This window comes from Streptomyces sp. NPDC048566 (genome assembly GCF_043199735.1).
Lineage (GTDB): Bacteria > Actinomycetota > Actinomycetes > Streptomycetales > Streptomycetaceae > Streptomyces.
This window is the reverse complement of the sequence record NZ_JBICWL010000017.1, coordinates 60,568-85,773: the sequence shown is the minus strand read 5'-3', so window position 1 is coordinate 85,773 and position 25,206 is coordinate 60,568. Positions and strand designations below refer to the sequence as shown.

Here is a 25,206-nt window from a genome sequence, read left to right as displayed (position 1 = left end):
CGTCCGGGAGGGGCCGGCGGACGCCGGCCCCCGTCGTGGGCGCCGGCTCAGCCCCGGACCCCCGCCACGGCGCGCCGCGCGGCCTGCGCGTCCACCGTGAAGCCGGACTCCGCCAGCGCGGCGCCGAGCCCGTCGAGGGCGCCGAGCACGGCCTCCCGACCGGCCGCCGGGCCGTAGTGGTTCACCCGGACCATCGACCGCGCCAGCGAGCCGCCCCCCGCGGCCAGCGGCAGCGCCGGGTCGGCCGCCAGCGCCTTCGCCACCAGCGCGGAGGCGTCCGCACCGGCCGGCACCCGCAGCGTCGTCGCCACCGGTGCCGCGTCGCGGGCGTCGTGCACGTACGGCGCCAGACCGCCGCCGAGCGCCACGGCCCCCGCCCGGCACGCCGCCGCGGCCTCGGCGTGCCGGGCCGCCACCGTGTCCGCGCCCTCGCTCTCGATCCGCTCCACGCACGCCTCCAGCGCCAGCATCTCCAGCTGGGCCGGGGCGTGCGGCAGCGTCCGGCGCCCGCCGTCGAGCCAGCGCTCCTTCCAGTCCAGCAGGGACAGGTAGGAGCGGCGGGGGGCGGCCGGGTTCGCGGCCATGCGCGCCCACGCCCGCTCGCTGACGGACACCGCGGACACCCCCGCGGGGCCGCCCATCGCCTTCTGGGCGCCGATCACGCACAGGTCGACGCCCCACGCGTCCGTCAGCACCGGCTCGGCGGCGATCGACGCGACGGCGTCCAGGTAGAACAGGGCGCCGTGCTCACGGACCACCCCGCCGATCTCCGCGACGGGGTTGGTGTTGCCGGTGGCGGCCTCGGCGTGCACGAGCGAGACGAAGTCGATCTCCGGGTGCTCGGCGAACGCCTCGCGGATCTGCCCGGCGGTGACCGCGGTGTGGAACGGCACCGCCAGGTCGATCACCGTGGCGCCGCAGTCCCGCAGCCAGTCGCCGAACGTCTGCCCGTACGGGCCGGTGACGACGTTGAGGGCGGTGGTGCCGGGGCCGGCGCAGCCGCGGATGGCGCCCTCCAGGGGCAGCAGCGCCTCGCCCTGCATGATCACGACGTCCCGCTCGGTGCGGAGCAGCCGGGCGACGCGGTCCTCGATCGACGCGAAGTGCGCGGCGCTCAACGGCGCCAGGTCCAGAAGGGGGTGGGTCACGGAGGTGCTCTCTTCGCTCGCGGAGGGTCGACGATCCGAGCGTATCCGCCGGTCTCCGGGGTGCCCGGACCGGAGAGTTCCGAGGCCGAGCGGGTGAGTGACCAACGGATTGTTTTGAGGAACTCAAACATCTCCTTATAATCGGAAGTCTGCATTCCCCCGCACAGGAGGTCCCCGTGAACCCCGCCCCCGGCCGCCGGCCCCTCATCCTGGCCGCCACCACCGCCACGGCAGGTCTGCTGCTCGTGGCCGGCTGCTCCTCCGACGGCGGGGGCGGCACGTCCACGACCGCGGACGGGGTGCCGCTCGTCAAGGCGGGCCAGCTCACCACCTGCACCCACCTGCCGTACCCGCCGTTCCAGTCGGAGATCGACGGCAAGGTGCAGGGCTTCGACGTGTCGCTCATCGACCTGGTCGCCAAGGACCTCGGCGTCGAGCAGCACATCGTCGACACCCCGTTCGAGAACTTCAAGACGGGCGCCTTCCTCAACTCCGAGCAGTGCGACCTCGCCGCGGCCGGCATGACGATCACGGCCGAGCGGAAGAAGAACGTCGACTTCTCGGACCCGTACTTCGACGCCACCCAGGCCGTGCTGGTGGACAAGAAGAGCGGCATCGGCTCCTTCGCCGACCTCAAGGGCCGCAAGGTCGGCGCCCAGGCGCAGACCACGGGTGAGGAGTACGCCAAGAGCAAGGGCCTCGACCCCGTCTCCTTCGAGTCCTCCGACGCCGTGCTCAACGGCCTGCGCACCGGCCAGGTCCAGGCCGTCGTCATCGACTACCCGGTCGTCCAGGGCTGGCTGAAGGACCAGGCCAACGCGGACGCCTTCACGGTGGTCGACAACCTCAACACCGGCGAGCAGTACGGCTTCACGGTCAAGAAGGGCAACACCAAGCTCGCCGCCGCCATCAACGAGGCGATCAAGGACGCGAAGGCCGACGGCACCTACAAGAAGCTCTACGAGAAGTGGATCGGCCCCTACGACGAGGCCGCCGCCTCCGCCTCGCCGTCCGCGTCATGAGCGATCCCGCCGCACGCCTCCAGCCGCGCCGCTCCGGCCTGAGCCCGCGCCGCAGGCGCTCGCTCTCGCGCGGCGCCCAGTACGTCGTCTTCGTGGCCGTCGTGGCCCTCGTGGCCGCGACGGCGGACTGGGGCAGGCTGAAGAACCAGTTCGCCCAGTGGGACCTGGTCCAGCAGATGTTCCCCGACGTCATCACGCTGGCGCTGAAGAACACCGTGCTCTACACGGTGTCCGGCTTCGCCGTCGGACTCGTGCTCGGTATGGTCATCGCCCTGATGCGCCTGTCGTCGGTGGGCCCCTACCGCTGGGTCGCCGGCGTCTACATCGAGATCTTCCGCGGCCTGCCCACCCTGCTGATCTTCGTCTTCGTGGGCGTGGCGGTGCCCCTGGCCTTCCCCGGCACGGAGATCCCCGGCGGAACGTACGGCAAGGTCGCCATCGCGCTCGGCGTGGTGGGTGCCGCCTACATGGCGGAGACCTTCCGCGCGGGCATCCAGGCGGTCCCCAAGGGGCAGATGGAGGCGGCGCGTTCACTGGGCTTCTCGCACGCCCGGGCCATGGTCTCGATCATCATCCCGCAGGCGTTCCGGATCATCCTCCCGCCGCTCACCAACGAACTCGTGACGCTCTTCAAGGACTCCTCGCTGGTGCTGATCCTCGGCGTCACCCTGGAGGAGCGGGAACTGTCCAAGTTCGGCCGCGACCTGGCGAGCACGTCCGCCAACTCCACCCCGATCCTCGTCGCCGGCCTGTGCTACCTCCTGGTGACGGTGCCGCTCGGCTTCGTCGTCCGGCGTCTCGAAGCGAAGTCCGCGGAGGCACAGTGAGCACCCCCGAGATCCAGGTCGAGGACCTGCACAAGTCCTTCGGCGACAACCGGGTCCTGCGCGGGATCGACCTGGAGGTCGCCCAAGGCGAGGTGGTCTGCGTCATCGGGCCGTCCGGCTCGGGCAAGTCGACGCTGCTGCGCTGCGTGAACCTGCTGGAGGAACCCACCGCGGGCCGGGTACTGGTCGGCGGCACCGAGATCACCGACCCCGACGTCGACATCGACGCCGTGCGCCGGCGCATCGGCATGGTCTTCCAGCAGTTCAACCTCTTCCCGCACCTGTCGGTGACCGAGAACCTCACGCTGCCGCAGCGCCGGGTACTCGGCCGGGGCAAGGCGGAGGCCGCGCGGGTCGCCGCCGAGAACCTCTCCCGGGTGGGGCTCGCGGACAAGGCCGCTGCCTACCCCTCCTCCCTGTCCGGCGGCCAGCAGCAGCGCGTCGCCATCGCCCGCGCCCTCGCCATGGGCCCCCAGGTCATGCTCTTCGACGAGCCCACCTCGGCCCTCGACCCCGAACTGGTCGGCGACGTCCTCGCCGTCATGCGGATGCTCGCCGACGAGGGCATGACGATGATGGTCGTCACCCACGAGATGACCTTCGCCCGCGAGGTCGCCGACCGCGTCGTCTTCATGGACGGCGGCGTGATCGTCGAGGACGGCACCCCGGCCCGGGTCATCGGCGACCCGGCCCACGAGCGGACCCGCAACTTCCTGTCCCGGCTGCTCGACCCGGCGATGGCCGACGTGCCGGAGGCGAGCGGGCGGACCGCCGGCGAGGGCGGCGACGGGGACGCGGCCTCCGGGAACCCGGCGGCCACGCCGTAGGCGCGGGCGGACGCCTCGCGATCCGCGGGGACGGCCGCCCGTGGCGCCGGGGCGCCTTCACCGGCGCCCTGACCGGAAGGGTTCGCCGGCTCGCGCTGCCCGGCACGGCACCTCGCCGCGAGCTGCCCGGCGAACCCCTCCGGCCACGGCACTAGGGTGCGGAGCATGAGCGATGACGCTGTGCTGCACGTGAAGGGGCGGGTCCTCGTCGGGCCGCAGGACGTTCGCGACGAACTGTGGGTGGTCGGCGGCCGGATCGCCTACGAGCGCCCCGGCGGCGCCCGCGACGTCCGGACCGTGGAGGGCTGGGCGCTGCCGGGCCTGGTCGACGCGCACTGCCACGTCGGCCTCGACGCGCACGGCCCGGTCCCGGACGAGGTCTCGGAGAAGCAGGCGCTGACCGACCGCGACGCCGGCACCCTGCTGGTCCGGGACGCCGGCTCGCCCTCCGACACCCGCTGGGTCGACGGCCGCGACGACCTGCCGAAGATCATCCGAGCGGGCCGGCACATCGCCCGCACCCGCCGCTACATCCGCAACTACGCCCACGAGATCGAGCCCGACGACCTCGTGGCGTACGTCGCCCGGGAGGCCCGGCGCGGCGACGGCTGGGTCAAGCTCGTGGGGGACTGGATCGACCGCGGCACCGGCGACCTGAGCGCCTGCTGGCCCCGCGACGCCGTCGAGGCGGCCATCGCCGAGGCGCACCGGCTCGGTGCCCGCGTCACCGCGCACTGCTTCGCCGAGGACTCGCTGCGCGACCTGGTGGAGGCGGGCATCGACTGCGTCGAACACGCCACCGGCCTCACCGAGGACACGATCCCGCTGTTCGCCGAGCGGGGGGTCGCGATCGTGCCCACCCTCGTGAACATCGCCACCTTCCCGCGGCTCGCGGACGGCGGCGAGGCGAAGTTCCCGGCCTGGTCGGCGCACATGCGCCGGCTGCACGAACGCCGCTACGACACCGTGCGCGCCGCCTACGACGCGGGCATCGCCGTCTACGTCGGCACCGACGCCGGCGGCAGCCTCCCGCACGGCCTGGTCGCCGCCGAGGTCGCCGAACTCGTCACCGCCGGCATCCCGCCCGTGGAGGCCCTCTCCGCCACCGCCTGGGGAGCGCGGAGCTGGCTGGGCCGCCCGGGGCTCGACGAGGGCGCCCCCGCCGACCTCGTGGTCTACGACGAGGACCCGCGCCGGGACGTGCGGGTGCTGGCCGCGCCCCGCCGCGTCGTCCTGCGCGGACGGGTGGTCGGCTGACGGGACCGCCCGGGCCGGCCGCCCGCGCGGTTGACGGCACGTGACGATCGGGGCGGTGCGATCGTTGGGCACCTCGCGCCGCTCCGGTGCACGCAGCGGCGCTCGACCAGCGCGTTCACCCGGAAGTGGGGAACAAGAGGCGCAGGGGAACGGCCGTGCCGCCGGATTCGAAGGCGTGCGCGGTAAACCCACGTACGGGTGAACTCACGCCAGGTCGCTGACTGTTCACTCTCCGTGCGTAATTCTTTCCGGGTCCCAGGCTTTCTCCTATGGGGGTCCCACCCTTGAACAGCACCAACTACCGTATGCCCGCACGCCGTTTCGCCGTCTCGGCGGCGGCCGTCGTGCTCGCCGCGGGTCCCGCCGCGCTGGCCGGTGCGGGTTCCGCCCACGCGACCGGCGACCACGGCCGCGCGAGCGCCTTCGTGCTCCGCACCGGGCTCGACGTGTCCCTCCTCGACAAGACCGTGGACGTCCCGCTCGCGGTCTCGCTGAACGAGGTGCGGGCGCCTCGCAGCGCGGACCGGACCGCGCTCACCACCCGGCTGGACGGCGTCGACCGCGGGCGCCCCTTCAACGTGCTGCGCGCGGACGTCGCCGAGTCCAGGGCCACCGTCGAGGACGGGAAGGCGGAGGGCTTCAGCCGCCTCGCGCACGCCAGGGTCCACGTCCCCGGGCTCCCGCTGCTGTCCGTCGTCGAGCTGGACGCGGTCTCCTCGACGGCCACCTGCGAGGCCGGCAGGCGGCCCGTGGCCACGGTGAACGTGCCGGGCTCGGTCCGCGTCCTCGGCAAGCGGGTGCGGCTGACCGCGGGCGGCCCGACCGAGGTGCGGGTCCCCGGCGTCGGCGAGGTGCGCCTGGAGCTGTCCAGGACGCGGACCACGACCCGCACGGCGGCCGCGTCCGCCCTCGAACTCAAGGTGTCCATCAACCCGTTGAAGCTGAACGTGGCGGAGGTCGAGGGAACGCTCACGCTGGCCGGGGCCGCCTGCCGGACGCCCGCGGCGCGGGCCGCCCAGGAGGCGGAGCCGTCCGAGCCCGCGGAGCACACCGAGCCGTCCGAGGCCGCCGAGGAGCCCGGGCCGGCCGAGCCGTCCGAGCCCGCGGCCGAGCCGGTGACCGAGGTGAAGCCGCAGGGTGCGCACGCGGAGGCCGGACTCGCCGAGACCGGCGGCAGCTCCACGACCCCCTACATCGCCGGCGGCGCGGTGGCGCTGCTCGCCGCGGGCGGGGGAGCGGTCGCGCTCTCCCGGCGCCGGCGCGGCTGACCTCCCGGTCCGGGGCCGCGGCCCCGGACCGGCGCCTCCCGGCCGCCGCGGGTGCTCGTCCCGGCACCGCGGCGGCCGGACGGCGGGGCCTCGTCCCGGGTCACTCCCCTCCCGCGGTGAGCGCCCGGTCCAGCGCCTGGAGGAAGCGGTTGACCGTCGCCCGGTCCCGCACCGCGACCCGCAGCCACTCCTCGCCGAGCCCGGGAAACGTGTCCCCGCGCCGCACCGCGAATCCGAGGCGGCGCAGACTCCGCCGCACCCCCGCGGCCCGCGGCAGCCCGATCAGCACGAAGGGACCCGCCGCCGGCTCCACCACCCGCAGTCCGTCCGAGCAGCCGAACTCCCGCAGACCGGCGACCAGATGGGCCCGGTCCGCCGCGATCCGGTGGGCCGCGTGCGCGGCCTCCGCCAGCGCCCGCGGGGACACGCAGGCCTCGGCGGCCACGAGTGCCGGGGTCGACACCGGCCACAGCGGCTGGGCCCGCTCCAGCGCCCTGATCGTCCCTGCTCCGGCGAGCACGTACCCGATCCGCAGGCCCGCCAGCCCCCAGGTCTTGGTGAGGCTGCGCAGCACCACCAGGCCGGGCACGTCGGTCCGCCCGGCGAGAGCCTCGCGCTCCCCGGGCACCGCGTCCATGAACGCCTCGTCCACCACCAGCACCCGGCCGGGGCGGGCCAGCCGGGCGACGTCCGAGGCCGGGTGCAGCACCGACGTCGGGTTGGTGGGGTTCCCGATCACGACGAGGTCGGCGTCCTCGGGGACGGCGGCCGGGTCGAGGCGGAAGCCGTCCTCCGCGCGCAGCACGAGTCGCTCCACCGTGTGGCCGGCGTCCCGCAGCGCTGCCTCCGGCTCGGTGAACTGCGGGTGCACCACGACCGGACGGCGCACGTCGAGAGCCCGCGCGAGCAGTACGAACGCCTCGGCGGCACCGGCGGTCAGCAGCACCCGCTCCACCGGCAGGCCGTGCCGGGCCGCCACCGCGGCCCGCGCGCCGCGGCCGTCCGGATAGGCCGCCAGGCCGGTCAGCGACCGCGCCATCCGCTCGCGCAGCCACTCGGGGGGAGTGTCCGCGCGGACGTTGACGGCGAGGTCCGTGAGCGCGGAGCCGTCGTCGCGCACCTCGGCGTCCCCGTGGTGCCGCAGATCGTGCCCGCCGTCGGCGGCCTCGTCAGTGCGCATGGGAGTGCGGGTGCCCGCCGTGGTGGTGCCCGTGCCCGTGCTCGCCGTCGTCGTCCGGGTGGAAGTGCGGCTGCTGGGGGAGTCCGACCTTGTCCTCGAAGCCGGGCAGCGCGATGCGGTAGACGCAGGAGTCGCAGTTCATCCGCAGGTCCCCTCCGACGGCCTCCCGGTAGCGCTCCATGACCAGGTCGAGCAGCTCCGGCTCGGGGCCGATCACGTCGGCGGACCGCACGTCCACCTCCGGGTGGGCGGCGGCCCAGCCCTCGGTCTGCCGGCGCACCCGCTCCGGGAGGATGCCGGTGAACAGGAAGTACGGCAGGACCACGATCCGGCGCGCGCCCAGGGCCACGCACCGGTCCAGGCCCGACGGCACGTCCGGCGCCGCCAGCGACACGAACGCCGTCTCCACCCCCGCGTAGCCGCGGCCCTCCCACAGCAGCCGGGCCGCCTTGTGCACCTCGGCGTTGGCGTCCGGGTCGGTGGAGCCGCGGCCCACCAGCAGCACGGTCACGTCGGAGCGGTCCTCGGGCGTGCGCGCCGCAGCGCCGAGCGCCTCGTCCAGCCGCCGCTCCAGCACCGCCAGCAGCGAGGGGTGCGGGCCCAGCGGGCGCCCGTAGGTGTACGAGATGCCCGGGTGGCGCTCCTTCTCCCGGTTCAGCGCCGCCGGGATGTCCCCCTTGGCGTGCCCGGCGGACACCAGCATCAGCGGGACCGCGGCGAACCGGCGCACACCCCGTGCGACGAGTTCGGTGACGGCGTCGCCCAGCGGGGGCGGCGACAGCTCGATGAAGCCGCCCGCGACGGGCAGTTCGGGATGCCGCAGGCCCACCTCGCGGACGAAGGAGCGGAACGCCTCGGCTCCGGACTCGTCCCGGGTGCCGTGGCCGGCGATGAGCAGTGCGGGGGGAGGGGTGGTCACGATGTCTCCTTGACGGGCGCCGGGTCCTCGGCGGCCGGACGGGTGGGGGCGGGGTGGTACAGCAGGGCGTTGAGCGCGGCGGCGGCGACCGCCGAACCGCCCTTCTCGGACACGTTGCTGACGGCGGGCAGCCCGCTCGCCCGCAGCGCGGCCTTGGACTCGGCGGCGCCGACGAAACCGACGGGCAGGCCGATGACGAGCGCGGGGTCGGCGTCCAGCCGCAGCAGCTCCTCCAGCGCGGTGGGCGCGCAGCCGATCACCCACAGGGCGCCCGGACCGACCTGTTCCCAGGCCAGCCGCACGGCGTGCGCCGACCGGGTCAGGCCGGGGCCGGCCACGGCGTCCCCGAGGCGGCAGACGGTGGCGCGGCGGGTGATGCCCGCCGCGACCATCTCGACGTCCACCACGACGGGCGCCCCGGCGTGCAGCGCGGCGTGCGCGCGGTGCAGGGCGTCCTCGTCGGTGACGAGGTCGCGGGCGTACTCCAGGTCGGCGGCGGAGTGGATCACCCGCTCCACCACCGCCCGGGTCAGCGGCGGGAAGTGCGAGGTGTCCAGCCGCGAGCGCAGCCTCCGGAACGACTCCTGCTCGATCGGATGGACGACCCGTTCCCGCCCGGACTCCCGGCTCACGCGTTCTCCTCCTGCCAGCGGTAGCCGCGCGGCGTGACCATGCGCCCGGCGATCTCACGGGTCGCCGTGTTGCCCACGGTCACCACGGTCATCATGTCGACGATGCCCGGATCGAGGGACTCCAGCGTCGTCACCCGGCCGGACTCGTCCGGCCGCGAGGCGTTGCGGACGACGCCGACGGGCGTGCCGGCCCGCCGGTGCTCGGCGAGCAGGGCCAGCGCCTTGGGCAGCTGCCAGTCCCTGCCCCGGCTGCGGGGGTTGTAGAACGTCACGACGAGGTCGGCCTCGGCCGCCGCCCGGACCCGCCGCTCGATCACCTCCCACGGGGTGTGCAGGTCGGAGAGGCTGATCGACACGTGGTCGTGGCCGAGCGGGGCGCCCAGGATCGCCCCGGCCGCCAGCGCGGCGGTCACCCCCGGCACCCCGACCACGTCGATGTCGTCGGACGCCTCGGCCAGCGCGGGCGACGCCATCGCGTACACGCCCGCGTCACCACTGCCGATGAGCGCCACCGCCTTCCCCCGGCGCGCCTCGGCCACCGCCGTGCGGGCCCGCTCCTCCTCGGCGCCGAGCCCCGACTCCAGGACGAGGGTGCCGGGCCGCAGCAGGTCGCGGATCTGGTCGACGTACTGGTCCAGGCCCACGAGCACCGCGGCGCGCCGCACCTCCCGCTCGGCGCGCGGGGTCATCAGGTCGCGGGCGCCGGGGCCGAGGCCCACGACCGCGAGCCGTCCGCGGACCGGCCGCCGTGCCACGGCGACCGTGGCCATCGCGGGCGAGCCGTCCGCCCGCACCGACTTGCGCTTGGGGACGAGCAGTTCACCCCCGCCCACGAGGGCGGCGGCCTCCGCGACCGAGGGGGTGCCGACGGCGGCGAGCGGGGCGTGCGACGGGTTCGGGACGGCGACCGCCGCCAGGTCCTGGGCCGTGTGGGTGACGACCGGCACGCCCAGGCGGGCGGCGGCCCCGACGATCCCCGGCTCCTGCGACTTGGCGTCCACGGTGGCGAGTTCGGCGACCGACCGGACCGAGAGGCCGGCCTCCCGCAGCGCCTCCTCGACCAGGCCGAGGACCTCCTCCACGGGGGCGCCGCGCGAGGCGCCGACCCCCACCACGAGGGACGGCGGGCGCACGAGCACCTCGCGCCGGGCCGGTGCCGCGGCGCGGTCCGACACGCGGATCGCGGCCGACCCGGCCGGCGCGTCCGCTCCGACGTTCGCCGGCAGCGCCGGCAGCGGCCAGCGGCTCGCCCCGTCCAGCGCCACCGGCTCGCCGTCGAGCACCGCCCGCGTCACCCCGGCGACGTCGCCCTCCACGGGCAGGCCGAGCATGTCCAGGCCGGGCACCCCCGCCGCGTCGGTCGCGGTCGTCACCACCGGCTCGGCGCCCAGCACGGCGGCCACCTCGCGGGCCAGCTCGTTGGCCCCGCCGGCGTGGCCCCCCACCAGCGACACCGCGAACCGGGCCGCCTCGTCGACGCACACCACACCGGGGTCGCTCGCCTTGTCGGCGAGCAGCGGTGCCACGAGCCGGACCACCGCGCCGGTGGCCAGGAAGCACACCAGCCGGTCGCACTCGGCGAAGGCGCGCCCGACGGCGTCCGCCACGGGCCCGTCGTACACCCGGGTGCGCGCGGGCCACGCCGCGGCCAGCCGGTCACGGGCCGCCGCGCCCGCCGCCGTGGCGGAGATCAGGCCGATCACTGGGGAACTCCTTCGGTACGGTCCGGGGGCCGGACGCCCCACAGCACGAAAACGGGGTTGATCGCCGCGAGCCGGGACACCTCGCCCGGCAGCGGGGCGAGCCGCGAGGACTGGAGCAGCACGCCGTCGCAGGCGAAACCTGCCGCGGCCAGCGCGTCCCGGGCAGCCGGAACGCGGTCGAGCGAGGCCATCGCGATCACGACGGCCCGGCGCGCCCGGCGGGCGCAGGCCGTGACGATCGTGGGCAGGTCGCTGCCGCCGCCGCCGATGAACACCGCGTCGGGATCGTCCAGTTCGGCCAGCGCCGTGGGCGCGGCGCCCAGCACGACGTGCACGTCGACGCCGTGCGCGGCGGCGTTGGCGCGGATCCGCTCGCAGCCGTCCGGCGTCTTCTCCACCGCGGTCACGGCCGCGCCGAACCGGGCGCACTCGACGGCCACCGAGCCGGAGCCCGCACCCACGTCCCAGACCAGCTCGCCCAGCCGCGGCCCGAGCCGGGCCAGCGCCAGCGCCCGCACCTCGAACTTGCTGATCATCGAGTCGCGGTGGGCGAACGCGGTCTCCTCCAGGGCCCACCGGGCCGGCCCGGCCGCCGGACCGGCGACGGTCCGCGCGGTGCCGGGAGCCCGGTCCGGGTCCAGGCAGAGGACGACACTGACCGCCGTGCCCCAGTCGCGGGCGGCGGCCTCGGCGGGCGTGACCCGTTCGACGCGCTCCTCCTCCGGGTCGCCGAGCGCGGTCGCCACGACCAGCACCCGGTCGGACGCGGGGTGGACGAGGGCGGCGCCCAGCTCGGCGGGGCCCGCGCCGGGCCCGGTGAGCACGCCCACCTTCGGCTGCGACCGGCAGACCTGGACGGCGGTCCGCAGGTCCCGGCCGTGGGCGCTCACGACGACGGCGTCGTCCCACGTCAGTCCGGCGCGCGCGAAGGCCGCCGCCACCGAGGAGACGCCGGGCCGTACGTCCAGCCGCCCGGCCCCGAAGCGTTCGGCGAGCGCCCGGACGATCCCGAAGAACCCGGGGTCGCCCGAGGCGAGCACCACGACCGGCCCGTGCGGCGCCCCGTCGAGGGTGTACCGCTCGATGGCGTCGAGCGCCGGTGCCAGCGGACCGAGCACGATCCGCTCGGCCCGCGCGGCCGGCTCCGCCGCCGCGAGATGCCGCCGGGCGCCCACGACCAGCCCGGCCCCGGCGAGGGCGTCCAGCGCCTGCCGGGGGAGCGGCGCGCCCGTGCCCGTACCGACGACGGTGATCACCGCGGAGCGGTCGGCGGGCCCGGCGCGCCCGCCTCCGTCCTCCGCGCCCGCGGCCCCGGTGTCCAGGGCCTGCGTGCTCATGAGGTGGACTCCTGTGCCGCGCTGCGGCGGGCGGCGCGCAGTTCCGCGCGTGCCTGCGGGTCGGCCTTGCGGAACCCGTGGAAGTGGCCCGGGTGGTACAGGTGCGAGCGGGTCCCGCTCGCGTCCAGGGCCGGACCGACCAGGAAGAGCGTGTGCTTCCAGAGCCTGTGCTCCTTGACCGTCTCCTCCAGCGTCCCGATCGTGCAGCGCACGAGCAGTTCCTCCGGCCAGGTGACCTGGTGCGCCACGATCACCGGCGTGGAGGTCGGATAGCCGCCCTCCAGCAGTTCCCGGACGAGCTGGCCGCTGCGGGCCGCCGAGAGGAACAGCGCCATCGTCGTGCCGTGCCGGGCGAACTCCCGCACCTCCTCGCCCGGCGGCATCGGCGTCTTGCCGCCGCCGAGCCGGGTGAGGATCACCGACTGCGCCACCTCGGGGATCGTCAGCTCGCGCCCCGCGAGCGCGGCCACCGCCGAGAACGACGAGACGCCCGGCACGATCTCGGTCGCGATGCCGAGGGCCGCGCACCGGTCCACCTGCTCCTGGGTGCCGCCCCACAGCGCCGGGTCGCCCGAGTGGATCCGCGCCACCCGCAGACCCTCCTCACGGGCCCGCTCGTACACGGCGACGACGTCCTCCAGCGACATCGTCGCCGAGTCGAGGATCTCGGCGCCCTCGCGGGCGTGGGCGAGGACGTCGGCCTGTACCAGGCTGGCCGCCCAGATCACCACGTCTGCCTCGGCGATGGCGCGCGCGGCACGGAAGGTCAGCAGGTCGGCGGCGCCGGGTCCGGCGCCGACGAAGGTCACGGTGCCGGCAGGGGCAGCGGCCATGGGAATACGGTCCTCTCCTACGGAAAAACCGGGGTGATGCGGTACATCAGCGGACATGGGGGCGTCGCCGAAGGTGCGCGGACGGGGGTTGATCGGATAGCAAGGGCCTATGGCGGTCCTCGTCGCGCTCGGCGCGTTCCTGATGACGCTGGCCGGCGGCTGGACGGCACAGCGGGTGACCGACCGTCGCCATCTGGTTCTCGGACTGGCCGGCGGCCTGATGCTGGGCGTGGTCGGCCTCGACCTGCTGCCGGAGGCGCTCGCGGCGGCGGGCCGCGAGGTGTTCGGCGTCCCCGCCGCGCTGCTGCTGTTCGTGGCCGGCTTCCTGCTGGCCCATCTGGTCGAGCGCCTGCTGGCTCATCGGCAGGCCGCGCACGGCGGCGGAGAGCACGACGGCCGCGCGCCCGAGGTGGGCCTGACGGCCGCCGGCGCGATGGTCGGGCACAGCGCGATGGACGGCGTCGCGATCGGCGCGGCCTTCCAGGTCGGCGGCGGCATGGGGCTCGCCGTCGCCCTCGCGGTCGTCGCCCACGACTTCGCGGACGGCTTCAACACCTACACGATCACCAGCCTGTACGGGAACGCCCGCCGCAAAGCCCTGCTCATGCTGTTCGCGGACGCCGCGGCCCCCGTCGTCGGCGCCGCCTCCACGCTCTTCGTCACGATCCCCGAGGGGCTGCTCGGCGGCTATCTGGGCCTCTTCGGCGGCGTGCTCCTCTATCTCGCCGCCGCGGAGATCCTCCCCGAGGCGCACCACGATCATCCGGCCCGCTCGACCCTGCTGTTCACGGTCGCGGGCGTGGCCTTCATCTGGCTGGTGGTGGGCATCGCGAGCTGAGCGCGCACGGCCTCCGCCGCCCGCGGGACGTGCCGGGCGGGCCGGGTGCTCCGGGCATGCCGGACGGGTTCGGCTCACAGCTTCCCGCCGCGCTCGCCGTGGCGGGGCGCGGGCGCGATGAGCGTCGACAGATAGGGCAGCGCCTCCCCGTCGAGGTCGCCGGCCGGCCGGATCGACTCGTCCTCCAGGCCGAGCGCCGAGCCCCAGACCGCGCTGTCGATCCGCCCGCTGTCCTGCAGGGCCTCGGCGACCTCCCGGGCCTGCCGCCCGAACTTGTACGCCACGACCGTGCCCGGCCCGTTCAGCGCGTCCTTCAGCACGGCCGAGCCCGCCGTCACCGGCACCAGCGTGAGCGGTTCGGTCCCCTCGGTGAGCACGGCGCCCGACCGGGCCGCGAGGTCCTGCATGGCGGTGATGCCGGGAACGGTCTCGACGACGGTGCCGGGCAGCAGCTCGCCGACGGTGTGCGCGAGGTAGGTGAACGTGGAGTACACGTTGGGGTCCCCGATGGTCGCGAACGCCACCGTCGCGTGCCGGGCGAGGAGATCCGCCACGCGTGCGCCGGCGGCGTCCCACGCGGCCTCGCGCCGCCCGCGGTCGCTGCGCTCGTTGAGGGCGAACACCACCCGGAGCACCTTGTCCTCGGGCACGTAGTGCAGGACGGTCGCCTCGGCGCGCCCCCGCTCGCCCGTGTCCATCACGGGGACCACGACGACCTCGGCGGCACGCAGCGCGTTGACGCCCTTCACCGTCACCAGTTCGGGGTCGCCGGGGCCGACCCCGACACCGATCAGCGTTGCGTTCATGACGTCAGGCACCTCTCCACGAACCGACGGGCCACACCGGGCTCGGACGCCCAGTGCGTGTGCAGGTAACTCGCGTGCACGCCGCGCCGCACGAATCCCTCGACGCGCCGCTCGGGCGTGCGCACCCCCCAGGCGGGGGCCGGACCGGCGCCCGGCTCGACGACGGTGCGGTGGAACTCGTGGCCGCGCATCCGGGTGCCGGCCGCGGCGAGCACGCTGTCGGTCACCGCCACGGCGTCGCGGTAGCCGAGGGTGAGCCGCTCGTGCATCCGGGCGGTGGCGTCGACCACCCCGCACATGGGCAGACCGTCGAGGTCGCGGGACAGGTAGAGCAGCCCGGCGCACTCGGCCGCGACCGGGGCGCCGGCCGACGCCAGCGCGGCCACCGCCCGGCGCAGCGGCTCGTTCGCCGACAGCTCGGGTGCGTACACCTCGGGGAAACCGCCGCCGACGACCAGGCCGCCGGTGCCCGGCGGGAGCCGTTCGTCGCGCAGCGGGTCGAAGGGCACGACCTCGGCGCCGGCCGCGGTGAGCAGCTCGGCGTGTTCGGCGTAGGAGAAGGTGAAGGCGGCGCCGCCCGCGACGGCGACGGTGCGCACCCCGGACGGCGCCGGGGTTCCGTCGGCGCCGGGGCCCGCCGCCGACGGTCCGGGGGAGTGCAGCGGCCCGCCCGCGGGCGGCGCCCCGGGACCGGCCGGGGCCGCCCCGGCCGCGTCGCGGTCCGGCGGCGCCGCGGCCCGGACCGCCTCGGCCGCGTCCCAGGCCCCGCCCGGCAGCGCTCCCGCCCCGCGCGCCAGCGCGAACAGTGCGTCCAGGTCACACCCGGCGCGCACCTGCGCCGCCATCGCGGCGACCGCCCCGACCGCCTCCGCGCGCCGCTCGGCGACCGGCACGAGCCCCAGGTGCCGGGACGGCGTGCCCACCGCAGGGGACCGCCGCAGCGCGCCGAGGACCGGCACTCCCGACGCGTCCAGGGCCTCCCGGAGCATGGCCTCGTGCCGGTCGGAGCCCACCTTGTTGAGGATCACCCCGGCGAGACGCACCTCGGGGTCCCAGGACGCGAAGCCGTGCACCAGGGCGGCCACCGACCGGGACTGCGAGGAGGCGTCCACGACGAGCACCACGGGCGCGCGCAGCAGCTTCGCGACCTGTGCCGTGGACGCGAGGTCCCCCTCCCCGGCGGCACCGTCGTAGAGCCCCATCACACCCTCGACGACCGCGAGGTCGCAGCCGTGCGCCCCGTGCGCGAACAGCGGGGCGATCAGCTCGGTGCCGCACAGGTAGGCGTCCAGGTTCCGTCCCACGCGCCCGGTGGCGAGCGCGTGATACCCGGGGTCGATGTAGTCGGGCCCCACCTTGTGCGGGGACACGGCGAGCCCCCGCTCGGCGAACGCCGCCATCAGCCCGGTGGCCACGGTGGTCTTGCCGCTGCCCGAGGAGGGCGCGGCGACGACCAGCCGGGGGACGCAGGACGTCACCACTCGATGCCCCTCTGGCCCTTCTGGCCCACGTCCATCGGGTGCTTGACCTTGGACATGTCCGTCACCAGGTCGGCGATCCCGACGAGCTTCTCCGGGGCGTTGCGACCCGTGACGACGACGTGCTGGGTCCCGGGCCGGTCCCGCAGCACCTCCACCACCTCGTCGGTGTCCACCCAGCCCCAGTGCAGGGGATAGGCGAACTCGTCGAGCACGTACAGCCGGTACGTCTCGGCGGCGAGATCCCGCTTGACCTGCTCCCAGCCCTCGCGGGCCTTCTCCTCGTTGTCCATCTGCGCGTCGCGCTGGACCCAGGACCAGCCCTCGCCCATCTTGTGCCAGTCGACGGTGCCGCCCTCGCCGGAGGCTCCGAGGACGCGCAGCGCGTTCTCCTCGCCGACCTTCCACTTCGCCGACTTGACGAACTGGAACACCCCGATGGGCCATCCCTGGTTCCAGGCGCGCAGCGCGAGCCCGAACGCGGCCGTCGACTTGCCCTTGCCGATCCCCGTGTGCACGACGACCAGCGGCCGGTTCCTTCGCTGACGTGTCGTCAGCCCGTCGTCCGGTACGACACTCGGCTGTCCCTGCGGCATTACGCGGCCCTCCTCGACGTCCCCTGCACATCCCGCACCAGCCCGGCGAGGGAGTCCGCCCGCAGCGCGTCCAGCGTCACCGCCGTGCCGCCCAGTTCACCGGCGAGCCGTCCGGCGAGCCCGAGCCGGACCGGCCCCGACTCGCAGTCGACGACCACCGAGGCGACCCCGTCGGCAGCGAACAGCCCTGCCGCGCGCCCCGCCGTCGCGACCGGTTCCGGCCCGCCCGTGGCGCGCCCGTCGGTCACCAGCACGACCAGCGGCCGGCGCGCGGAGTCCCGCAGCCGCTCGACGCGCAGCACCTCGTGCGCCCGCAGCAGCCCGGCGGCCAGCGGGGTCCGTCCGCCCGTCGGCAGCGACTCCAGCCGGACCGCCGCCGCGTCCACCGACGAGGTGGGCGGCAGCGCCACCTCGGCGGCCGATCCGCGGAAGGTCACCAGGCCCACCTTGTCGCGCCGCTGGTAGGCGTCGAGCAGCAGCGACAGCACGGCCCCCTTGACCGCGCCCATCCGCTGCCGCGCCGCCATGGAACCGGAGGCGTCCACGACGAACAGCACGAGGTTGCCCTCACGGCCCTCGCGTGTCGCCTGCCGCAGATCGTCCCGCCGCACGACCAGACCGCGTCCCGACCTCCCGCGCGCCACCTGGTGCGGTGCGGCGGCCCGGACGGTCGCCGCCAGGTGCAGCTTGGTGAGCGTCCCCCGGGGGCGCCGGGAGCCGGTCGTCCGGCCGTGCTCGGTCCGCGCGCGGGAACGGCGGCCCGCCGCGCCCTCGCCGAGGCCGGGCACGCTCAGCACCTTCGTCCGGAACGGCTCGGCCGCCCGGACCGGCGACTGCTCGCCCGCGCCCCGGCCGGCCGGGGCCTGCCCGTCCTCCGACGGCTCGCCCTGCGCGGGCACGTCACCGGCCGGGGAGCCGTCGTCCGGCCCGTCCTGCGGCGGACGACCGCCACCGCCGGGACCGTCCGGGTCGGGGTCGGGCTCGTCGTCCGGACCGTCGCCGTCGCCGTCCGAACCGCCGAACTCCTCCAGCGTCTCGTCCAGTTTGTCCTCGTCGAGGCCGGGCGCGTCGAAGGGGTTGCGCCGCCTGCGGTGCGGCAGGGCCAGCAGCGCCGCCTGCCGGACGTCCTCGGCGAGCACGTCCGTACGGCCGGCCCAGGCGGCGAGCGCGGTCGCGGTGCGAGCCATCACGATGTCGGCGCGCATGCCGTCCACCTCGAAGGCCGCGCAGGTCGCCGCGATCTGCCGCAGCGCCGCGTCCCCGAGCCGCACGGACGGCAGCAGCGTGCGGGCCGCCACGATCCGGGCCCGCACCTCGGCCTCGTCGTCCGCCCAGCGTGCCGCGAAGGCCGCCGGGTCGTCGTCGTGGGCGAGCCGCCGCCGCACCACCTCCACCCGCTGGTCCGGCTCCCGCGACGCGGCGACCTCGACGGTCAGTCCGAACCGGTCGAGCAGCTGCGGCCGCAGCTCGCCCTCCTCGGGGTTCATCGTCCCGACGAGCAGGAACCGCGCCGCGTGCCGGACGGAGACGCCCTCGCGCTCGACGTAGGAGGCGCCCATCGCCGCCGCGTCGAGCAGCAGGTCGACCAGGTGGTCGTGGAGCAGGTTGACCTCGTCGACGTACAGGATGCCGCGGTGCGCCTCGGCCAGCAGGCCCGGCTCGAACGCCTTGACGCCCTCGGACAGCGCCCGCTCGATGTCCAGGGCGCCCACCAGCCGGTCCTCGGAGGCCCCCACGGGCAGCTCCACCATCCGCGCCGGACGCGTCGCGGTCCCCTCCGCCGGGTGCGGGCCGTCGGGGCAGCCCGGGTCCGGGGCGGCCGGGTCGCAGGAGAAGCGGCAGCCGCCGGCCACGTCGACGGCCGGCAGCAGGGCCGACAGGGCGCGCACCGCCGTCGACTTGGCGGTGCCCTTCTCGCCGCGGACGAGCACGCCGCCCACGGCCGGGGACACGGCGTTCAGCAGCAGCGCGAGGCGCAGGTCGTCCTGGCCGACCACCGCGGTGAACGGGAACGGGGTACTCACTTCTCGTCGCCCTCCAAGTCGCCTTCGAGCTCCAGATAGCCGGCGCGCAGCCGCTCCAGCGTCTCCGCGTCCGGCTCGGCCCACAGACCGCGTTCGGCGGCCTCCAGCAGCCGCTCGGTGATCCCGCGCAGCGCCCACGGGTTGGACTTCTTCATGAAGTCCCGGTTCTCCGCGTCGAAGACGTACTCCGCGCTGAGCTTCTCGTACATCCAGTCGTCCACCACGCCGGCCGTGGCGTCGTACCCGAAGAGGTAGTCGACCGTCGCCGCCATCTCGAAGGCGCCCTTGTAGCCGTGCCGCCGCATCGCGGCCATCCAGCGCGGGTTGACCACCCGGGCGCGGAACACCCGGTGCGTCTCCTCGCCGAGCGTGCGGGTCCGCACCTGGTCGGGCACCGCCGAGTCGCCGACGTACGCCTCCGGGCTGGAGCCCGTCAGATGGCGCACCATCGCGACCATGCCGCCGTGGTACTGGAAGTAGTCGTCGGCGTCGACGAGGTCGTGCTCGCGGGTGTCGACGTTCTTCGCCGCGACCGCGATGCGCTTGAACGCCGTCTCCATGTCCCCGCGTGCCGCCCGCCCGTCGAGCCCGCGCCCGTAGGCGTAGCCGCCCCACACCGCGTACACCTCGGCGAGGTCCGCGTCCGAGCGCCAGTTGCGCGCGTCGATCAGCGGCAGCAGTCCGGCCCCGTACGCGCCCGGCTTCGAGCCGAAGACCCGGGCCGTCGCGCGCCGCCGGTCGCCGTGCTCGGCGGTGTCCTCGTCGGCGTGCCGGCGCACGAAGTTGCGGTCGGCGGGCTCGTCCAGCTCCGCGACCGCGCGCACCGCGTCGTCGATCAGCCCGACCACGTGCGGGAACGCGTCGCGGAAGAAGCCCGAGATGCGGACCGTGACGTCGATGCGGGGACGGCCCAGCTCGTCGAGCGGGACCACCTCGAAGCCGGTCACCCGCCGCGACGCGTCGTCCCACACCGGGCGGCAGCCCAGCAGCGCGAGGATCTCCGCGATGTCGTCGCCCTGCGTCCGCATCGCGGAGGTGCCCCAGACCGTCAGCCCGACCGACGTCGGGTACTCCCCGGTGTCCTGGAGGTAGCGCTGCACGAGCGAGTCCGCGAGGGACTGGCCGACCTCCCAGCTCAGCCGGGACGGAATGGCCTTGGGGTCGACCGAGTAGAAGTTCCGGCCGGTCGGCAGCACGTTGACCAGACCGCGCGTCGGCGAACCCGAGGGACCCGCCGGGACGTACCCGCCGTCGAGCGCCTTCAGGATGTGCCCGATCTCGTCCGTGGTGCGCGCCAGCCGCGGCACGACCTCGCGGCACGCGAACTCCAGCACCCGTACGGCATCCGGGAGTTCGGACCCCAGCACCTCGCGTACGAGAGCCGGGACGGCGGCGGCGTCCCAGCCGCGCTCCTCCATGCCCAGCGCCGCCCGCCGGCACAGCTGCTCCAGCAGGTCGACGGCGTCGGCCGCCGTCCGGTTCGGGCCCGCGACGAGGTCGCTCAGCTCGGCCGGGACCTTCACCGCGGCCCCCGGCTCGGCCAGCAGCTCCTTCTCCACCAGGCCGAAGTGCTCCGCGAGAGCCGCCCGCAGACCGGGCAGCGCGTTCGCCGCGCCGCCCCACACCTGCGCGGCGCGCAGCACCGCCAGCACCAGGTTCACCCGCGGCTCCGCCTCCGGGCCGCCGCCCAGGACGTGCAGGCCGTCACGGATCTGCACGTCCTTGATCTCGCACAGGTAGCCGTCGATGTGCATCACGAACTCGTCGAAGTCGCCGTCGTCCGGCTGCTCGTCGACGTGCAGGTCGTGGTGCAGCTCCGCGGCCTTCACCAGCGTCCAGATCTGCGCGCGGACCGCCGGGGCCTTCGTCGGGTCCAGGTCGGAGACCAGCGCGTACTCGTCGAGGAGCTGCTCCAGCTTCGCGAGGTCCCCGTAGGTGTCCGCGCGGGCCATCGGCGGCACCAGGTGGTCGACGACGGTGGCGTGCCCGCGCCGCTTGGCCTGCGTGCCCTCGCCCGGGTCGTTGACGATGAACGGGTAGACCAGGGGGAGTTCGCCGAGGACCGCGTCGGGTGCGCAGCCGCCGCCGAGCCCGAGGCCCTTGCCCGGCAGCCACTCCATCGTGCCGTGCTTGCCCATGTGCACGACGGCGTCCGCGCCGAAGCCGCCCTCCGACGGCGCGGCCTCCAGCCAGCGGTAGGCCGCCATGTAGTGGTGCGAGGGCGGCATGTCCGGGTCGTGGTAGATCGCGATCGGGTTCTCGCCGAAGCCGCGCGGCGGCTGGATCATCACCACGACGTTCCCGAACTCCAGGCACGCCAGCACGATGTCCTCGCCGTCCACGTAGAGCGAGCCCGGCGGTTCGCCCCACGCCTCCAGCATGCCCGCGCGCAGCCCGGGGTCGAGCGTGTCGAACCAGGCCCGGTACTTTGCCAGCGGCACCCGCGCCGGGGCGGCGGCGAGCTGCTCCTCGGTCAGCCACTCCACGTCGTGGCCGCCCGCCGCGATGAGCCGGTGGATCAACTCGTCGCCGTTGTCGGGGTGTTCGGCGACCCCGTACCCCGCGTCGCGCAGGGCGTCGAGGACCCGCACCGCCGAGGCCGGGGTGTCCAGGCCGACCGCGTTGCCGACCCGCGCGTGCTTGGTCGGGTACGCGGTGAAGACGATGCCGAGCTTCTTCTCCGCGTTCGGCTTGTGCTTGAGCACGGCGTGCCGCAGGGCGATCCCGGCGACCCGCGCGGCCCGCTCGGGATCGGCCACGTACACCGGGACGTCGTCCGGGCCCTGCTCCTTGAACGAGAACGGCACGGTGATCAGGCGGCCGTCGAACTCCGGGATCGCGACCTGCATGGCGGCGTCCATCGGGGACAGCGCCGCGTCGGACGCCTCCCAGGCGCTCCTCGACGAGGTCAGGCACAGCCCCTGGAGGACGGGGACGTCGAGGTCGGCGAGCGCCCCGATGTCCCAGGCCTCCTCGTCACCGCCCGCCGACGCCTGCGACGCGTGCGTGCCGCCGGCCGCGAGGACCGTGGCCACGAGGGCGTCGGCCCGGCCGAGGATCTCGTACAGCTCCGGGTCCGCCCCGCGCAGCGAACCGCAGTACACGGGCAGCGCGTTGGCGCCGCGGGCCTCGATGGCGTCGCACAGGGTGTCCACGAAACCGGTGTTCCCGGACAGCTCGTGCGCCCGGTAGAACAGCACTCCGACGGTCGGCCGGCCCTCGGTGAACTCCCGTTCGCCGTGCACCCCGAACGCGGCGGTCCTGTGCGGTTCCTCGAAGCCCTCGCCCGTCAGCAGCACGGTGTCGGACAGGAACCGGGCCAGCTCGGCGAGGTTCGCCGGGCCGCCCTCGACGAGGTAGCGCAGCGCCTCCGCCACCACGCCGGCCGGTGCCGACGACTCGGCCATCAGCTCGGCGTCCGGGACGGACTCGCCGCCCAGCAGCACGGTCGGAACGCCGGACGCCTTCAGGAAGGCCAGCCCGTCCTCCCAGGCCCGCTTCCCTCCGAGCAGCCGTACGACGGCGAGGTCCGCGCCCTCGACGAGCGCGGGGAGTTCGCCGGCGACCTCCACCCGGGTCGGATTGCCGATCCGGTAGGCGGCGCCGGAGGCACGGGCCGCCAGCAGATCCGTGTCGGCGGTCGACAACAACAACACTGTGCTCATGCGGGCGCTCCCGGTGGAATGAAGGGCAGTCCTTGCGGCGCGCCGGACTCGATGAGCCGCCACAGCGCGTCCGTGTCCGCGTGTTCCTCGATCAGATCGCCGAGCCGGTCCAGCTGCTCCTCGCGCAGCGCCCCGAACGACGTGTCGGCCGCCGGTACGAAGCGGCGGCCCGCGGCGGCGGCCACCTCGCGCAGGAAGGCCCGGCGGAAACCGTCCGACTCCAGCGAGCCGTGCCAGTGCGTGCCCCAGACGGAGCCGGTCCGGCACCCGTCCAGGAAGGGCTCGCCGCCGGTCACCTCGGCGACACCATGATGGATCTCGTACCCCTCGACGGGTTCGCCGAGGGCCTCGCCGACCGGCCGGGCCAGCGTCTTCTCCCGCGCGAACCGCACCCGGACGGGGAGGAGTCCGAGTCCGTCGACGTGCCCGGCCCGCGACTCGACCTCGTCCTCGATGTGCTCCCCGAGGAGCTGGAAGCCGCCGCAGATCCCCAGCACCGGGCGGCCCTCGGCGGCCCGGCGGGCGATCGCGTCCGCGAGACCCCGCTCGCGCAGCCACGCCAGCGCCTTCACCGTGCCCCGGGTCCCCGGCACGATCACCAGGTCCGCGTCGGCCAGTTCCTCGGCCCGGTCCACGAACCGCACGACGACGCCCGGTTCGGCGGCCAGCGCGTCCACGTCGGTGAAGTTCGACATCAGCGGGACCGCGCACACCGCGACCCGCAGGACGTCCGCGCCGACGGGGGAGGAGACCGCCGACTCGCGGACCGCGCCGCGCAGCGAGACCCGCAGCCCGTCCTCCTCGTCGATGCCCAGACCGTGCCGGAAGGGCAGCACGCCCAGGGTGCGGCGGCCGGTGAGGCCGTGCAGCATGTCGAGCCCGGGCTCCAGCAGACTCACGTCGCCGCGGAACTTGTTGACGAGGAACCCGGCGACCAGCGCCTGGTCCTCGGGCGACAGCAGGGCCACCGTCCCGAAGAACGAGGCGAACACCCCGCCCCGGTCGATGTCGCCGACGACCAGCACGGGCAGCCCCGCGTTCCGCGCGATGCCCATGTTCACGATGTCGGTGCGCCGCAGATTGATCTCGGCCGGACTTCCCGCCCCCTCACAGATCACCGCGTCATACGTGCCCCGCAACCGGTCCAGACAGTCGAGCACCGTCGCCAGCAGTGCCTCCCGGTGCCCCCCGGACGCGAGCGCCGACGGCTCCTCGCCCGCCGGGCCGCCGAAGAATCCGCGGGCGCTCATCTCGCCCACCGGCCTGCCCAGCAGCACGACCTGGCTGGTCCGGTCACCGCCCGGCTTGAGCAGCACGGGGTTCATCAGGGCGGTCGGCTCCACCCGGGCGGCCTGCGCCTGCATCGCCTGCGCCCGCCCGATCTCGGCGCCCTCCCGCGTCACGAACGAGTTCAGGGACATGTTCTGCGCCTTGAACGGCGCCACCTTCACCCCGTGGCGCACCAGCCACCGGCAGATCCCGGCGGTCACCACGCTCTTGCCCGCGTCCGAGGTGGTCCCGGCGATCAGCAGCCCGCCGCTCACGCGCCACGCCCCTTCCGGCTCAGCAGAGCCCGTCCGCCGGCGCACACGCCCAGCGCCAGCCAGCCGACGCGGCGCGAGAGCCGCACGGCCCGCTCGATGTCGGCGACCCGGACGGTGCGCCCGGCGCCGTTGAGTACCGGCCGGTGCTCGATCCGTCCGGCGTAGGAGAGGGTGCCGCCGAGCCGCACCCCGAGCGCGCCGGCGAACGACGCCTCCACCGGACCGGCGTTGGGGCTCGGGTGCCGGCCGGCGTCGGCACGCCAGGCCCGCACCGCGCCGCCCGGGTCCGTCCCGGCGACGGCCGCGAGCAGCGCGGTCAGCCGGGCGCCGGGCCAGCCCGCGACGTCGTCGAGCCGGGCGGAGGCCCAGCCGAAGCGGCGGTGGCGCGGGGACCGGTGGCCCACCATCGCGTCCAGCGTGTTGACGGCGCGGAAGGCGACGAGGCCGGGCACGCCGGCCACGGCGCCCCAGACGAGCGCGCCCACCACGGCGTCGGAGGTGTTCTCGGCGACGGACTCGACGACCGCGCGGGCGATGCCGTCGGCGTCGAGCGCCTCGGGGTCCCGCCCGCACAGGTGCGGCAGGCGTTCCCGGGCGCCGCGGAGGTCCCCGGCCGCGAGTGCGCCCGCGACCGCCCGCCCCTCGCGGCCGAGCGAGGTGCCGCCCACCACGGCCCAGGTGGTGGCGGCGGTCAGGGCGAGGGAAGCGGCTCGCGAGGAGCGCAGGGAGCGGTGGGCGAGTACGGCGAGGGCGGTGGCGCCGCCGCCGCACACGGCGGTGTGCAGGGCGCCCCACCCGCGGTGGTCGTGCCACAGGCTCCGCTCGACGGCCCCGGCCGCCCGCCCGAACGCGGCGACCGGATGCCCGCGGCGGGGATCGCCGAGCAGCAGGTCGCCGAGGAGGCCGGCGGCGGCGCCGTACGCGAAGACGCGATCGGCCCGCACGGGGTCAGCCGGCCGCGGGGTGCGGCGGAACGCTCGTACTCGACAGGACCGGCAACGGGCAGCCGCGCATGGCGATGTGTCCTCACTCAGGGTGTCCACGCCCTGGTTCGACGAGACCGGCGGCGAGAGTTCCTGGCTCCCGGGGAGTCGCCTCCCCGGTCACAGTGGCGGGACCGCGCCGGATTCACACCGGCTTCCTCTCATGCCCCCGTACTTGGCCTGGGCAGTCCACCACGCGTGAGAACGGCAGTCAACTTGCTGTTGACCTGCACGAGGAGAGTGTGCGCAGCCCCACACGCCCGTGGGGTGCGGGACGGATGTTCCGTCCCGCACCCCACGTGAAGTGCTGCCCGATGAC

General features: G+C 75.2%; 20 protein-coding genes and 1 riboswitch. Of the genes, 6 read left to right on the top strand and 14 right to left on the bottom strand.

All coding sequences use genetic code 11. The annotated features are described in order from the left end of the window. Positions 1–47 precede the first annotated feature (47 nt). Positions 48–1,148, bottom strand: a complete 1,101-nt coding sequence (locus ACGFS9_RS23680) for a pyridoxal-phosphate-dependent aminotransferase family protein (protein ID WP_393255916.1) — start codon at positions 1,146–1,148, stop codon at positions 48–50. Positions 1,149–1,324: 176 nt separating this feature from the next. Between ACGFS9_RS23680 and ACGFS9_RS23675 the strand changes: the two genes are divergently transcribed. The 5 genes from ACGFS9_RS23675 (at position 1,325) to ACGFS9_RS23655 (ending at position 6,349) form a co-directional block, all read left to right on the top strand. Continuing rightward, the gene (locus ACGFS9_RS23675) at positions 1,325–2,170 is read left to right on the top strand and encodes a transporter substrate-binding domain-containing protein (RefSeq protein ID WP_393255914.1); all 846 of its coding nucleotides are present in this window, start codon (positions 1,325–1,327) and stop codon (positions 2,168–2,170) included. Then, positions 2,167–2,997 carry an amino acid ABC transporter permease gene (locus tag ACGFS9_RS23670; protein ID WP_393255913.1) on the top strand — a complete coding sequence of 277 codons (831 nt, stop codon included), beginning with the start codon at positions 2,167–2,169 and terminating at the stop codon, positions 2,995–2,997. The genes ACGFS9_RS23675 and ACGFS9_RS23670 overlap by 4 nt, the downstream gene beginning before the upstream one ends. Beyond that, positions 2,994–3,824 (top strand): amino acid ABC transporter ATP-binding protein, encoded by an 831-nt coding sequence (locus ACGFS9_RS23665; RefSeq protein WP_393255912.1) that lies wholly within the window; start codon positions 2,994–2,996, stop codon positions 3,822–3,824. The genes ACGFS9_RS23670 and ACGFS9_RS23665 overlap by 4 nt, the downstream gene beginning before the upstream one ends. 165 nt (positions 3,825–3,989) lie before the next feature. Beyond that, on the top strand, positions 3,990–5,081 hold the full coding sequence (locus ACGFS9_RS23660) for an amidohydrolase family protein (RefSeq protein ID WP_393255910.1): 1,092 nt from the start codon (positions 3,990–3,992) through the stop codon (positions 5,079–5,081). Positions 5,082–5,365: 284 nt separating this feature from the next. Beyond that, positions 5,366–6,349: an SCO1860 family LAETG-anchored protein gene (locus ACGFS9_RS23655; protein WP_393255909.1), complete on the top strand. Its 984-nt coding sequence runs from the start codon at positions 5,366–5,368 to the stop codon at positions 6,347–6,349. A gap of 100 nt (positions 6,350–6,449) precedes the next feature. Here the strand turns inward: ACGFS9_RS23655 and cobC are convergent, their stop codons facing one another. The 6 genes from cobC to cobM all read right to left on the bottom strand — a co-directional run bounded on the left by cobC (position 6,450) and on the right by cobM (position 12,953). Beyond that, on the bottom strand, positions 6,450–7,529 hold the full coding sequence (gene cobC, locus ACGFS9_RS23650; protein WP_393255907.1) for an Rv2231c family pyridoxal phosphate-dependent protein CobC: 1,080 nt from the start codon (positions 7,527–7,529) through the stop codon (positions 6,450–6,452). Further along, positions 7,519–8,448, bottom strand: a complete 930-nt coding sequence (locus ACGFS9_RS23645) for a sirohydrochlorin chelatase (RefSeq protein ID WP_393255905.1) — start codon at positions 8,446–8,448, stop codon at positions 7,519–7,521. The genes cobC and ACGFS9_RS23645 overlap by 11 nt, the downstream gene beginning before the upstream one ends. Then, complete coding sequence (locus tag ACGFS9_RS23640) at positions 8,445–9,080, bottom strand: precorrin-8X methylmutase (RefSeq protein ID WP_393255904.1); 636 nt, start codon at positions 9,078–9,080, stop codon at positions 8,445–8,447. The genes ACGFS9_RS23645 and ACGFS9_RS23640 overlap by 4 nt, the downstream gene beginning before the upstream one ends. Then, positions 9,077–10,783: a precorrin-3B C(17)-methyltransferase gene (gene cobJ / locus ACGFS9_RS23635; protein WP_393255902.1), complete on the bottom strand. Its 1,707-nt coding sequence runs from the start codon at positions 10,781–10,783 to the stop codon at positions 9,077–9,079. Before cobJ ends, ACGFS9_RS23640 begins: the two co-directional genes overlap by 4 nt. Continuing rightward, positions 10,780–12,039: a precorrin-6y C5,15-methyltransferase (decarboxylating) subunit CbiE gene (cbiE, locus tag ACGFS9_RS23630; protein ID WP_393256001.1), complete on the bottom strand. Its 1,260-nt coding sequence runs from the start codon at positions 12,037–12,039 to the stop codon at positions 10,780–10,782. Before cbiE ends, cobJ begins: the two co-directional genes overlap by 4 nt. 77 nt (positions 12,040–12,116) lie before the next feature. Then, entirely contained in the window at positions 12,117–12,953 is an 837-nt protein-coding gene (cobM, locus tag ACGFS9_RS23625) for a precorrin-4 C(11)-methyltransferase (RefSeq protein WP_393255901.1), read from the bottom strand. Positions 12,954–13,062: 109 nt separating this feature from the next. Between cobM and ACGFS9_RS23620 the strand changes: the two genes are divergently transcribed. After that, entirely contained in the window at positions 13,063–13,791 is a 729-nt protein-coding gene (locus ACGFS9_RS23620; RefSeq protein ID WP_393255899.1) for a ZIP family metal transporter, read from the top strand. 74 nt (positions 13,792–13,865) lie between these two features. Here ACGFS9_RS23620 and cobI read toward each other — a convergent pair whose 3' ends face one another. Genes cobI through ACGFS9_RS23585 form a run of 7 tightly spaced genes read right to left on the bottom strand, consistent with a single transcriptional unit; the run spans position 13,866 to position 24,848 of the window. Further along, positions 13,866–14,597 (bottom strand): precorrin-2 C(20)-methyltransferase, encoded by a 732-nt coding sequence (cobI, locus tag ACGFS9_RS23615; protein WP_393255897.1) that lies wholly within the window; start codon positions 14,595–14,597, stop codon positions 13,866–13,868. Beyond that, entirely contained in the window at positions 14,594–16,075 is a 1,482-nt protein-coding gene (locus ACGFS9_RS23610) for a cobyrinate a,c-diamide synthase (RefSeq protein WP_393256000.1), read from the bottom strand. The genes cobI and ACGFS9_RS23610 overlap by 4 nt, the downstream gene beginning before the upstream one ends. Continuing rightward, positions 16,072–16,671 (bottom strand): cob(I)yrinic acid a,c-diamide adenosyltransferase, encoded by a 600-nt coding sequence (gene cobO, locus ACGFS9_RS23605; protein WP_393255895.1) that lies wholly within the window; start codon positions 16,669–16,671, stop codon positions 16,072–16,074. Before cobO ends, ACGFS9_RS23610 begins: the two co-directional genes overlap by 4 nt. Beyond that, positions 16,671–18,695, bottom strand: coding sequence for a putative cobaltochelatase (locus tag ACGFS9_RS23600; protein ID WP_393255894.1), 2,025 nt, complete (start codon positions 18,693–18,695; stop codon positions 16,671–16,673). Before ACGFS9_RS23600 ends, cobO begins: the two co-directional genes overlap by 1 nt. After that, positions 18,692–22,360, bottom strand: coding sequence for a cobaltochelatase subunit CobN (gene cobN / locus ACGFS9_RS23595; RefSeq protein ID WP_393255892.1), 3,669 nt, complete (start codon positions 22,358–22,360; stop codon positions 18,692–18,694). Before cobN ends, ACGFS9_RS23600 begins: the two co-directional genes overlap by 4 nt. After that, on the bottom strand, positions 22,357–23,904 hold the full coding sequence (locus ACGFS9_RS23590; RefSeq protein ID WP_393255891.1) for a cobyric acid synthase: 1,548 nt from the start codon (positions 23,902–23,904) through the stop codon (positions 22,357–22,359). Before ACGFS9_RS23590 ends, cobN begins: the two co-directional genes overlap by 4 nt. Next, positions 23,901–24,848 (bottom strand): cobalamin biosynthesis protein, encoded by a 948-nt coding sequence (locus ACGFS9_RS23585; protein WP_393255889.1) that lies wholly within the window; start codon positions 24,846–24,848, stop codon positions 23,901–23,903. Before ACGFS9_RS23585 ends, ACGFS9_RS23590 begins: the two co-directional genes overlap by 4 nt. A 103-nt stretch (positions 24,849–24,951) precedes the next feature. After that, positions 24,952–25,096: riboswitch (cobalamin riboswitch) on the bottom strand. Positions 25,097–25,206: the final 110 nt, after the last annotated feature.

Excerpts from the sequence above, each read along its gene's own strand:
- ACGFS9_RS23670 (WP_393255913.1), top strand. The coding sequence starts at position 2,167 with ATGAGCGATCCCGCCGCACGCCTCCAGCCGCGCCGCTCCGGCCTGAGC.
- ACGFS9_RS23660 (WP_393255910.1), top strand. The coding sequence starts at position 3,990 with ATGAGCGATGACGCTGTGCTGCACGTGAAGGGGCGGGTCCTCGTCGGG.
- cobC (WP_393255907.1), bottom strand. The coding sequence starts at position 7,529 with ATGCGCACTGACGAGGCCGCCGACGGCGGGCACGATCTGCGGCACCAC.
- cobM (WP_393255901.1), bottom strand. The coding sequence starts at position 12,953 with ATGGCCGCTGCCCCTGCCGGCACCGTGACCTTCGTCGGCGCCGGACCC.
- ACGFS9_RS23620 (WP_393255899.1), top strand. The coding sequence starts at position 13,063 with ATGGCGGTCCTCGTCGCGCTCGGCGCGTTCCTGATGACGCTGGCCGGC.
- cobI (WP_393255897.1), bottom strand. The coding sequence starts at position 14,597 with ATGAACGCAACGCTGATCGGTGTCGGGGTCGGCCCCGGCGACCCCGAA.
- cobO (WP_393255895.1), bottom strand. The coding sequence starts at position 16,671 with ATGCCGCAGGGACAGCCGAGTGTCGTACCGGACGACGGGCTGACGACA.
- cobN (WP_393255892.1), bottom strand. The coding sequence starts at position 22,360 with ATGAGCACAGTGTTGTTGTTGTCGACCGCCGACACGGATCTGCTGGCG.